We start from the raw sequence: 11,968 nt of genomic DNA on the forward strand, positions 1-11,968 counted from the left end.
ACTTGCCGTCGTAGCCGCGCTGGTTTTTGTTCATTCTGCAGAGGCCAGCAAACGACACAGCCATCGCTCGCCGACGCCAGCGGTCGAGCAACGACCGATGGATAGGTCAGTCGGCGCGCAGTCGCGCGATCCAGCAGACGTTGCCTTGGAGAAAAAGATCAAAAGCATCTGCCGAGGTTGTTAGTTCAGATCGGCAGAGGTCTCGTAGGTCCAATCAAGTAAGCGCACCTTGATGCCCGACACGTCAGGTGATCGCCAATGGCGAAAGGTCAATCCAAACATGCCCAATCGCGCGCAGCAGATTTTTGAGCCCCGCTTTCGCTTCGGGCTCGGCGGGGTTTCGCTCGGCAACGAGTTCAACAAGCACACCGACAAGGACGCCGAAAGCACGCTCGAAGCGGCCTGGGAGGTCGGGGTGCGCTACTTCGACGTTGCGCCATGGTACGGCTTCGGGCTGGCCGAGCGGCGGTTCGGACGGCTTCTCCACACCAAGAAGCGAGATGAATATCTGCTTTCGTCGAAAGTTGGGAAGCTGTTCAAGGCCTCGAAGAACAACCGGCATGCCGAGATTTATCCGCTCTCGGATTCGCCCAATGACGTCGTATTCGACTACACCGCCGACGGCGTGCGTCGCTCGATCGAGGATAGCCTCCAGCGGCTCGGCGTCGATAGCCTCGATGTAGCGTTCGTGCACGACATCTCTCCTGACTTCGCCTTCTTCCCGAACGGCTGGGAGGAGCAGTACGAGAGCGCCCGTAAAGGCGCCTTTCCGGCACTCTCAAAGATGCGCGACGAAGGAATCATTCGTGCATGGGGTATCGGTGTGAATACGCCCCTGCCGATCCTCAAGGTGATGGAAGATGCCGATCCGGACGTGTGCCTGTGCGCCCGGCAGTATTCGCTGATCGATCACGCCAGCGCCGTGCATGAACTCTTCCCGGCGGTTCGCAAGAGGGACATCTCCCTTGTGATCGGCTCCTCGCTTAATGCCGGGTTCATCTCCGGAAGCCCGCGCTACAACTACGGCAAGCAGAACTTCAAAATTCCACCGAGGCGATCGAAAAGCGCGAGAAGCTCCGCACTGTAGCAGCCCGATACGGCGTGGATCTGCGGACGGCGGCCCTGCAGTTTTCTGCAGCGGCGGACGTCGCCGTCGCGCTGGTGGTGGGGGCGCGCAGCGCTCAGCAGATCGAAGAGGACTGGAATTCATTGCAAGCTAAGATCCCGACGCCCTTCTGGGAAGATCTGAAGAGCGCAGGCTTGATCGAAGCGGGCGCCTCTATCCCTTCGCTATAACAACGGCCGCGGGCGAGGAGCGCAAGGCCTTGAAGCGAGCCTATAACGAGATCAAGCTATCGAGCTGGAGCGACTGCTTCGCAGGCATTATTGGGAACGAGGCAATACAGGACGGGTTGGCTCTGTGACCTGTGGGTCCTCTCCTAAAAAACTACGCCTTAGAGGGGGCCTTTTCTTTTGGTTTCAGGCCTTGCACTGGTATCCACTATAGGCAGACAGCACGGGTCCTGCTACTTGCCGGTGAGCGACTTCATCGCCTCAAGAAGGCGTTCCAGTCTGAATGGTTTTTGGAGCATGATGCTCCCTGACACCGGGCGCGGGGCAGCGTGTGTGTAGCCGGTTACGTAGATGATTGGGACGTCCGGATTCGCCTCCCGGCATTTGATAGCGATATCCCAGCCAGACAGATTTCCAGCTAACCTGATGTCGGTGACGAGCAGCTCGGGTGCGGCCTCAGCACATAGCTGAACCGCACGCTCGCCGCTATCGGCTTCCATTACGTCGTGACCGTGCGCCTGCAGGATGTCTACGACCACATCCCGGATCAAGTCTTCGTCTTCGGCTACAAGAATCCGCAAGCTATCCTCCCGTCGCGCTCTTCGTCCACGACGTGAGGACACTGCGCAAGATCGCCGTTCGGCTGGTACAGAAAAGGGCCGCTGTGCCAGCTCGGTCAACAAGGTTGTGCACAGCAAGTCGGAGTTAGTGCCAGGGTTCCAATAATGCTGTCCCAGCTAAAGCGCCCATCATTCATCTTGTGGGCTCGGGATTGCCGTGGGCGGAATCTCGTCTTGGAAAGCGGCGAGGACCGCGGCGCCAACTGCGACAATCAGAGATCCTCCAATCGTCTGCCAATGGTTCGCGAGGCCCTGGAACCGCGGCGTTGATCAAGCCGGCTCGAGGGGCGCCTCGGCAACGTCCAGCAGCGCACCGAGGCCTTGCCGCAAGCGGCGTGTTGCGGTGTTCTCGGTCGCGAGACCAAACACCACAAGTGATCGTCCGGTCACCGCGTAAGCCTGTCCGAAGTCAAATGCGGGCATCTGCGCTTCTGGCTGATTGGTATCCACCAGCCCTAACCAACTTCGTCCCTCGGCGACGGCCGGCAGAGTGAAATTCACGACATCATAATGGGCATTGTAGACGAGCAGCATGGTCGCGTCCGATCCGCGCCGCTTGATCCCGGTCTCCTGTGCGCGTCCGTCGAGTAACATGCCGAAGCATTTGGCGTTGCCGTCCTGCCATTGCTCTGTGGTCATCTCCTCGCCAGACGGCGAGAGCCATGTGACGTCATTGACGTCGAGCTCTTCATTGTGGGTTCCTACCAAGAACCGGCTGCGATAGAGGATCGGGAAGGCCTTGCGGATCGCGATCAGCTTGCGCGCGAATTCACGAAGGTTGCGGCCGTTCCCTGTAATTCCCATCCAGTCGAGCCAGGTGGTTTCGTTGTCCTGAGCGTAAGCATTGTTGTTGCCTCGCTGTGTATGTCCGAACTCGTCTCCCGCGAGCAGCATTGGCGTGCCGTGGGACAGCAGCATCGTCGCGAGCATGTTTCGCTTCTGCCGTTCGCGCAGCGCCGTGATCGCCGGATCGTCCGTGGGTCCTTCGGCGCCGCAATTCCAGGAATGGTTGTTGCTGTGGCCATCGCGATTCTCTTCCCCGTTGGCCTCGTTGTGCTTGTCGTTGTAGGACACGAGATCATTGAGGTTGAAGCCGTCGTGAGCCGTGACAAAGTTGACACTGGCCCACGGCCGGCGCCCGCGCTTGTTGAACAGATCGCCGGACCCTGTGATGCGTTTGGCAAAATCGGCAAGGGTGCCCGGATCACCCTTCCAGAAGGCGCGGACAGTGTCCCTGAACTTGTCATTCCACTCGGCCCATCCCGGCGGAAACTGGCCGACCTGGTAACCGCCGGGGCCGATGTCCCAGGGCTCTGCGATCAGCTTGACGCTGGAGAGCACGGGATCCTGGCGGCAGGCGTCGAGGAAGCCGCCGCCTTCATCGAACCCATAAGGCTCGCGTGCCAGGATGGTGGCGAGATCGAAGCGAAAGCCGTCGACCCGCATCTCGGTGGCCCAATAGCGAAGCGAATCCGCAACCAGCTGCAGCACCCGCGGATGCGACAGATTTACGGTGTTTCCGGTGCCGGTATCGTTGATGTAGTAACGCTTCTGGTCCGGCAGTAGGCGGTAATAGCTGGCATTATCGATGCCCTTGAACGAGAGCGTCGGGCCCTGTTCGTTGCCTTCGGCAGTATGATTGTAGACCACGTCCAGGATGACCTCGATGCCGTGAGCGTGGAACTGGTTGACCATTTCCTTGAATTCGTTCGCGAACGGCGTCTTCAGGTACCGCGGCTCCGGGGCGAAGAACCCGATGGAATTGTAGCCCCAGTAGTTGCGCAGGCCTTTGTCCACCAGGTAGCTGTCATCGACGAAGGCATGGATCGGCAACAGCTCCGCGCTGGTGATTCCAAGCGAGCGCAGGTAACCGGGAATTTCCGAATGCGCGAGCCCTGAGAAGGTGCCGCGGTCTGCTTCGGGCACCAGCGGGTGCAGCTGGGTAAAGCCCTTCACGTGCATCTCGTAGACGATCGTCCGTTCCCAGGGCACTTCGGGCTTACGCGCCGCACCCCAGGTGAACGCGGGGTCGATGACGCGGCACTTTTGCATCAATGGGGCGCTGTCGCGCTCGTCGTAAGACAGATCCTTGTCGGCGTGGCCGAGTTGGTAGCCGAACAGTTCCTGTCCCCAGCGCAGTTGCCCGACCAGCTGCTTGGCATAGGGATCGAGCACGAGCTTGTTGGGATTGAACCGGTGCCCTGCGTCGGGCTCGTAGGGACCGTGGACGCGATAGCCGTAGACCGTGCCCGGACGTGCCGAGGGCAGATAGCCATGCCAGACTTCGTCGTGTGTATTCCGGCAGCTCGATCCGCTCGAGCTCGGTTTCACCCTCGTCGTCGAATAGGCAGAGCTCCACCCTGGTGGCGTGGGCCGAGAACAGTGCGAAGTTGACGCCAAGGCCGTCCCAGGTGGCGCCGAGCGGAAACGGCTTGCCTTCGGTGATGCGAGAGCGGCGCAGGCTCAAGGCCGCTCGCGTCAAGGCGTCGTCCGGACGCGCTTTCTGGTCCATATCTCCCCCTAAAGCAGTGCGGTCAGGACGCTGGCGCAGGCACGGCTACGTCCGAAGTTGCCGGCTCGGCGGCCGCAGCGGCGATAACGGCTGCGGCAGGCACATCCGCCGGCTTACGCGGAGCGCTGGCCCGCTGCTGGGCAGCTTCCTTGCTGATCGCGGCAATCGAGTTTCCGATCCGCCCGACGATGGCGGTGAGCTCGGCATCGGAAAGGCCAAGACGTTTTCTGACAAGCCGCATCTGAACGCGATCGGTCAGGTCGAGCTTGTTGCGGATGGGCTTGGGTGTCGAGCGGCGCATGGCAGCAACTCCTGTGTGTCATCGTAACCACCGCTCGCTGATTCCGTTCCGATGCGGCTCAAGGATGTCAGCCAGCAGTGGCGGCAGCGATGTCCAAACCGGCAGAAGGTATCAGCATCCCGATTTGGCTGTTACTTTCGAGGGCCGGGCGCACGTCCAGTTGCGGTATTTGCCGAAGTGCGGGTAACCGGCGATAGGCGGCCAGATAGTCCCTCGCCATTCGCTCTGCCGTGAACCGTTGTTCGAACCGCTTGCGAATCGCCGCTCGATCCAATGTCTCGACAGCGTTGGCCGCCGCGACCGCCTCCTCGACGGAATTAACGACAAATCCGCTCAGGCCGTGATCGATGATCTCAGGCACAGAGCCGTGGGCAAGGGCAATCACTGGCGTGCCGCACGCCATCGCCTCGATCATGACGAGACCGAAAGGCTCCGGCCAACAGATTGGAAAGAGCAGCGCACGCGCATTGCCAAGGAAATCGGCTTTCCGGAGTTCATTGATCTCGCCGATGAATTCGACATTCGGATGCGCCGCGATCATCGGCGCGATCACCTGCTCCCAATAGTGTTGATCTGCGGCATCGATCTTGGCCGCCATCTTCAGGGGCACGCCGGTCCTCGCGGCGATCTCGATCGCCTTGTCTGGTCCCTTTTCGGGGGAGATGCGCCCAAGGAACGCAAAATAGTCCCCTGACGGCGCTTGCCGATATGGCAGGATGTTCTCGGGCAATCCATGAAGCACGGTCCCGAGCCAGTTGACCGGGGGCATCGGGCGGCGTTGTGCGTCCGAAATCGAGACGAGCGGAGGTTCGGGGAAGGCGGAGTAGAACGGCTTCAAATCGGGCAGATCGAGACGTCCATGCAATGTCGTGACAATCCGTTCCGCATGGTGCCGCATCAAAGGATAGTGCAGATGATCGATGTGGAAGTGCAGGACGTCGAATTCGTTGGCTCGCCTGGCAACTTGATCCAGCATCATGACGTGATACGGCGTCATATCCTTCACCGAGCGATCGAGCCGCAGCGCCATTTTCGAGCAAGGCACCAGCTCCGCAGACGTGACAGAGTCTCCGCTCGCGAACAGCGTGACGTCATGCCCTTGGCGAACCAGCTCTTCGGTCAAATACGAGACAATGCGCTCGGTGCCTCCATAGAGCCGTGGCGGGCAGCTTTCCGCAAGCGGAGCGATTTGCGCGATTTTCATGGTCCGTGCTCGATATCTTTCTAGATCGATGATCGGTAAAGATCTGCGTATGTTTTCGCCGACTGCCTCCAGCTAAAGGCCTGCGCCATCGCAGCTCTGCGCATCTGGTCGAGCCTGTCCTTCATCCCGAAGGTCGAGAAGGCGCGGCAAAGACTGCCGAGAAAGCCTGGAGCCGACGCCCGATCGAACAGAAAGCCCGTCTCGCCATCGACAATCGTCTCCGCAAGACCGCCGGTGCGATGGCCGATCGGCAAAGAGCCGAAGCGTTGGGCATACATCTGGCTCAGGCCGCAAGGCTCGAAGCGCGACGGCATCAGCGTGAAATCGCTGCCGGCGAAAATCTTGCGCGCCTCGGCATCCTCGAAGCCAATCTTGACCGCAATCGATTGCGGGGCTCGCGCCTGCGCCTGCAGCAGGGCTTCCTCGAAGCGGGGTTCGCCCTTGCCGGAGACGACGATCTGGCCGCCCGCGTCGACGATCGCTTGCGCGCTCTCGATGACGAGATCGACGCCCTTCTGATGGACCAGGCGCGCGACGAGGGCGAACAGCGGACCGCGGGACACGGCCAGACCAAACTGGTCCCGGACATCGTCGGCGTTCATCGCGCGTTCCGCCCAATCGCCCGCCCCGAACGGTTGAAACAGCGACGAGCACGTGCGCGGATCCCAGCTCTCGTCGATCCCGTTCAGGATTCCGGACAGCTGATGGCGGTCGGCACGCTGCCGCAACAGTCCTTCGAGCCCGCATCCGAACTCGGCAGTGGTGATTTCGCGGGCATAGGTCTGGCTCACGGTCGTCAGGTGTGAGGCGTAGACGAGGCCGGCCTTGATGAAAGACAGGCGGTTGTAGAATTCCACGCCATCGATATTGAAGCTGGTCTCCGGAATGCCCAGCGGAGCGAGCGAACTCCGGTCAAAGACACCTTGATAGGCGAGATTGTGAATCGTGAAGACCGTCGGAATGTGGGCGTAATGCCATTCCAGATAGCCGGGGATCAGCGCGCATTGCCAATCGTTGGCGTGGACCAGATCGGCCTGCCAATCCTTGTCGACCAGGCCTCTGGCAAGCTGCGCGGCAGCGTAAGAGAAGGTCGCAAAACGAACGTTGTTGTCGGACCAGTCAGCGCCGCACCCATTGGCATAGGGCGTTCCCTCCCGCTCGTACAACTCCCGGCAACGAACGACATAATAGCTCAAGCCATCCGCGCTATGCCCAAGACCGACCTCGAACGCCGGAAGAGCGGCGAATGGCGGGCATCGGCCGATTGGCTGGAGGTCCTTGAGCCCGCGTAGAACCGCGGGATAGCCGGGAATGATGACGCGTACGTCAGCAAAACTGCGAAGGGCGCGTGGGAGAGCCGCCGATACGGCGGCAAGACCGCCTACTTGAACGAAGTCCGATACTTCGGGGGTCGCGAACAGGATACGCATCCCCTACGCCCGCCGGCCGAAGTGGTCTGAGCCAACCATCTTTTTGGATTCCAGATGCGCTATCCCAGTGAAGCGCCATCTGTAAATTCTGCGTCGCAGCAATCGTTCCACAAAGCTGCAATGGAGTACGTTTTTTTGTGCTTGGTGCAAAAGTGTACAGAAGCCTTAGGGCTGAGAGGCGGACGACGTAAGACTAGTCTTCCTGGCGAACGCCGCCGAGGAACGATCGCACCGACGCGAGCTTGTTCGTGCCTCGCATGCTTAAGCATTTGTACAGCGGTTGAGATGCCGCAAGGCCCCGCCAGAGCATGCTGTGGTGAACATCTAGCGTGAAAGGCAAGCATTTTGGGTCAGAGACAAGGAGCAGCCGGCCGGATCCGGCGCCACGGTCCGCAGATCGTGGAACATGGGGTCGTCTTCAATCTCTGGGCGCCATCCGCGCAATCGGTCGAATTGCTCGAGGCCAATCGACCGCCGTGTCGCATGCCACGCGACGGAGATGGTTGGTATCAAGTGTTGAGTCAAACCGCTCATGCAGGCACACGCTATCAGTTCAGAATCAATGAAGACCTGGTCGTCCCGGACTCTGCCTCATTCTTTCAGCCGGACGATGTCGGGGCCCCGAGCGAAGTCGTCGACACGGCGACGCTTCGGGACGCCATCCTCTATCCAGGGCGGTCCTGGGCGGAAACGGTGATCTATGAGCTGCACGTCGGCGCTTTCAGCCAGGAAGGGACCTATGCCGGCGTCGAGAGCAGGTTGCCTTATCTGCGCGATCTCGGCATTACGGCCATCGAGCTAATGCCGCTCAACGACGTTCCTGGCCGGCACAATTGGGGCTATGACGGCGTGCTGCTGAACGCTCCAAACGCGCGCTACGGCCGGCCACAGGATCTCAAGCGCCTTCTGCGGGCCGCTCACGCGCTCGACATCATGGTCTATCTCGACGTTGTTTATAACCATTTCGGACCGCAACTGAATTATCTGCACAGCTATGCGGAGAGTTTTTTCACGAGTCGTCATACGACCGGGTGGGGACCTGCGGTCAACCTGGAGGGGCGCGAGGGCGCGTTCGTCCGCGAGTTTCTGATTGAGAACGCACTGATGTGGCTGCGCGACTACGGCTTCGACGGCCTCCGCCTCGATGCCGTCCACGCGCTCAAGGACGATTCGGATCGGCACTTTCTCGTCGAGCTCGCGGAGACCGTGCGTCACGAATTGCCGGGCCGCCGCGTGCACCTGATGCTGGAGAACGAAGCGAACCAGGCCCGTCTACTTGAACGCCAGCAAGGCCATACGAGGTACTATGACGCGCAGTGGAGTGACGACTTTCACAACGCGCTGCATGTGCTTCTGACAGGAGAGGATGAAGGTTACTATCGTGCCTTTGCCGACAAGCCGCTGGCGCATCTCGCACGATCCTTGAGCGAGGGATTTGCATATCAGGGCGAAGTATTTCCGCTCCACAACGAACCGCGCGGCGAGCCGAGTGCTCATCTTCCGCCTGAAGCGACCATCTTCTTTGCGCAGAATCACGATCAGATCGGCAATCGTGCTCATGGGGAACGATTGTCGAAACTGGTAAGTCCGGAAAAACTCACACAGGCTTTCGCCCTGGTTCTGCTGAGCCCCCACATTCCAATGATGTTCATGGGCGAGGAGGCGGCAGTCGATACCCCGTTTCTGTTCTTCGCAGATTGGTCCGGCGAGGCCGCCGAGCTGACGCGAGAAGGCCGTCGCAAGGAATTTGCGCACTTCAGGGCGTTCTCGACGCCTGAGCTGCGTGCTCAAATTCCTGATCCTTGTGACGAGCAAACTTTTCGCGCCTCGAAGCTGGATTGGTCCCACATCGACGGTTCTCCAACCAGTCTGAAAGTCCGGCGACTGACACAGCAGTTGCTGCAGATCCGTCGCCAAAAGATCGTCCCGCTGCTGCGGAGCGGGATTGTCTCCGCCGACAGCAGACTCCTCGGCAATGACAGTTCCGCTGGTGGGCTGGATGTCCGGTGGCGTACGAGATCTGGCAAAGCATTGCAGATCGTCACCAGTTTCGCCGACCATGAGCTGGACATGCCGGGCTTGGTCCAGGGGGAGACCTTGTGGCGTACGAGCGCTGCTGACAAAAAAGTGCTCCTGCCGAACGAGCTGGTCGTGAGGCTCGGCCACGAAGGCTGATGCCCTAAGCGAGGTTTTTGAGGCGAAACCGATCACGATAAAGGCTGCAACCCGGCTAGTTCGCCGGGAGGTCTGACGTCAGTCACCAGCAGATCCGCGCGCTCGTTCCCACATCAGGCCCTCGCATCCCGAACGCAAGGGAATGTGCGGCATCAGGCGCCGCTTCCTGTAAGCAAGCGAGACAGTTGTGTTGCGAGCCTGTCCTTTGTCAGCGGCTTTTGCAAAACCGCAAGGGGCTTTATGGATTCGGCTCGAGCCAGCGTCGATTGGTCGGTGTTCGCAGTCACGAAGATCGCCTCGATGCCGTAGAGCGATCGGATCTCCAGGGCGGCCGTGATCCCATCGACCGGCCCGACGAGTCGGATGTCCATTAGTACGACATCCGGTTTTTCCTCGCCGGCGATCCGGATGGCCTGCTCGGCGGAGACTGCGGTGCCGACCACCATATGGCCGAGCGACCTGACCTGCTCCTCGGCATCCAGAGCGATGAAGAACTCGTCCTCGACGATCAGCACCTTCAATCTGTTCGCGTCCACATTCACTCCTGCGCAGGCTTGGGCTCGTTTTATTGGACGACATGGTCAGCCGGTATGATAAGCTCCCACCGCACGCCCTGCGGGGTAAAATCCAGTTTTGAGGAGCCGTTCAGCGCCCGCGGAACGAGCTCGGTAATCACGCGATAGCCGAACCCTTCCTGCTCCATGTGCGGCGCCGGGCCTTCGTGTTCGCCCCATGTGAGCCGGGCCGCGCCGTTCTCCAGCGCCTCCCAGACCACGACCAGCCGTCCAGCCTCATTCGATAACGCACCGTATTTCGACGCGTTCGTCGCCAGCTCGTGGAGGGCAAAGCCCACGTTTTGAATCGCCGTCGTGTCCAGGAAGATGTCCGGCCCACTGGTTTGAGCGCGGGGCCCAGCGCCGAACGGTTCGAGGTGAGCATGCACGAGATCGCGCATCCAGGCTCCTCGCCAGTTCTGGCTGAGCAGGAGGTCCTGCGACTGCGCCAGTCCCAGAATCCGGCGGTCAAAACGGCCGATGAATTCGTCCACGGTGGCGCTCTCGCGCGCCGTCTGAAGCGCCATGCCCTTGACGACGGCAAGCTGGTTCTTGGCCCGGTGAACCAGTTCGCGCATGAGGAAATCGGAGTGCCGGGCGCGCTCCTTCAATTCCTTCGAGGCCTTTGCCAACGTCTCGATCAGAACATTCGCTTCGAGCAACGAGGTCGGGTTGACGGATACGTCCTCGCCTCGACCAACAGCTGCTGCCGCGTGAGTCGCTTCGTCGAGCGGCCGTGCCATCAGCCTGGCGAACAGATAGGCAAGAGACCCTCCGAGTATGAGCGCCAGCCCCACCAGCAACACGGCGAAGAAAAGGCTCCGGTCGTAGGGCTCCTGCGTGTGCGAGAGCGGCACGGTCGCGGACACGAACCAGGGTGCCCGCTCAGATTTGACGCTGGCGCGCAAGACGTGCTCTCCGGCAATATTGACGGCTGGATAGACGCGATCGGCGTTTTTCGTCTGTTCGAACAATTCAGCCGGCAGAGGTCTGCCGACATATTCGTCCTGCTGCTGGGACCGGGCAACGACAATGCCGTTGCTACCGGTCACGCCGGCGAGCCAGGCAGGGTCGAGCCTAACCTCCGCTAGGACGTCGGCGACGTATGCAGCTTGGAAGGACATGATCAGTACGTATCGCACGCGCTTCTCGTCGTCGAAGACTGGCACTTCGACGTTGAAGACCGGCAGACCGTTGACCGATCCCTTGAACAAGTTCGATATTTGAGGCTTTCCGGTATCTATGACCCGCTGCGCCGTGACCGGGTCGGACGTTGGCGGCAGCTCGGCTCCGAAGTCCTTGAGTGTGTCGACGAGTTGTCGATACGAAGTGTCGATCAGCACGATCGCGGCCTTCTTCGGCCTCAGCGCGAGGACAGCCTGCTGATGGAATGCGCTCAGATCTCCGCTCCGGAGCTCCGATGACGTCGCCAAGGTTTCGAGGGTCACCAGCGCCCTATCGAGCTCCCTGTCGACGACAAAGCGGATATTCTGAGCGATCTGCATGACGCGGCGCTCGATCTGCGATTGCTCGATGGCCGCCATCCGGTTCAGGCCAACGAAAGAGACGGCGAGCACAGGAAGGATCAGCGCGATGGCGAATAGGGTCAGGTAGGTCCGTACCCGCCGCGGGCGAGCGGTCGAACTCTCCGGCAAATGGTTCATCAGGGAGCCACCAATGCGCGGACCAGGAAAGTCACCCTGCTGCCGTTCCGCTGCGACGCGCCAATTCGAAACCGCTATCTGGCCCATATGTCATTTTGCCCCCGGCGGGAGCCAAACGCCTAGCCGAGTTCCAAGTTCCAATGTCCGGCGCGTGCCCACTGTCGATCGAACGAAGGAGACCAAAGTCGGCTACCGCAAAACTTAGTCGTCAGCTG

At 60.5% G+C, this 11,968-nt stretch carries 7 protein-coding genes and 2 pseudogenes; 2 read left to right on the forward strand and 7 right to left on the reverse strand.

Annotated elements, in window-relative coordinates:
- Positions 1 to 280: 280 nt before the first annotated feature.
- A pseudogene (locus ACVWZ4_RS19145) lies at positions 281 to 1,296 on the forward strand (aldo/keto reductase).
- Between the two features lie 230 nt (positions 1,297 to 1,526).
- Here the strand turns inward: ACVWZ4_RS19145 and ACVWZ4_RS19150 are convergent.
- From ACVWZ4_RS19150 to glgA, 5 genes and pseudogenes are all read right to left on the reverse strand, one after another.
- Positions 1,527 to 1,874 (reverse strand): response regulator, encoded by a 348-nt coding sequence (locus ACVWZ4_RS19150; RefSeq protein WP_456699283.1) that lies wholly within the window; start codon positions 1,872 to 1,874, stop codon positions 1,527 to 1,529.
- Positions 1,875 to 2,183: 309 nt separating this feature from the next.
- Positions 2,184 to 4,296, reverse strand: a pseudogene (gene glgX, locus ACVWZ4_RS19155) (glycogen debranching protein GlgX).
- A gap of 151 nt (positions 4,297 to 4,447) precedes the next feature.
- Complete coding sequence (locus ACVWZ4_RS19160) at positions 4,448 to 4,726, reverse strand: DUF3606 domain-containing protein (RefSeq protein WP_456699281.1); 279 nt, start codon at positions 4,724 to 4,726, stop codon at positions 4,448 to 4,450.
- 67 nt (positions 4,727 to 4,793) lie between these two features.
- Positions 4,794 to 5,930: a glycosyltransferase family 4 protein gene (locus ACVWZ4_RS19165; protein WP_456736150.1), complete on the reverse strand. Its 1,137-nt coding sequence runs from the start codon at positions 5,928 to 5,930 to the stop codon at positions 4,794 to 4,796.
- A 20-nt stretch (positions 5,931 to 5,950) separates the two neighbouring features.
- Complete coding sequence (glgA, locus tag ACVWZ4_RS19170) at positions 5,951 to 7,360, reverse strand: glycogen synthase GlgA (protein WP_456736149.1); 1,410 nt, start codon at positions 7,358 to 7,360, stop codon at positions 5,951 to 5,953.
- A gap of 399 nt (positions 7,361 to 7,759) precedes the next feature.
- Between glgA and treZ the strand changes: the two genes are divergently transcribed.
- Positions 7,760 to 9,535 carry a malto-oligosyltrehalose trehalohydrolase gene (treZ, locus tag ACVWZ4_RS19175; protein WP_456738804.1) on the forward strand — a complete coding sequence of 592 codons (1,776 nt, stop codon included), beginning with the start codon at positions 7,760 to 7,762 and terminating at the stop codon, positions 9,533 to 9,535.
- 152 nt (positions 9,536 to 9,687) lie between these two features.
- Here the strand turns inward: treZ and ACVWZ4_RS19180 are convergent, their stop codons facing one another.
- Both ACVWZ4_RS19180 and ACVWZ4_RS19185 read right to left on the reverse strand, forming a co-directional pair.
- Positions 9,688 to 10,050 carry a response regulator gene (locus ACVWZ4_RS19180; protein ID WP_456738227.1) on the reverse strand — a complete coding sequence of 121 codons (363 nt, stop codon included), beginning with the start codon at positions 10,048 to 10,050 and terminating at the stop codon, positions 9,688 to 9,690.
- Between the two features lie 50 nt (positions 10,051 to 10,100).
- Positions 10,101 to 11,753 (reverse strand): sensor histidine kinase, encoded by a 1,653-nt coding sequence (locus ACVWZ4_RS19185; protein ID WP_456699277.1) that lies wholly within the window; start codon positions 11,751 to 11,753, stop codon positions 10,101 to 10,103.
- Positions 11,754 to 11,968 lie beyond the last annotated feature (215 nt).

It is taken from the genome of Bradyrhizobium sp. USDA 4472 (assembly GCF_054058595.1).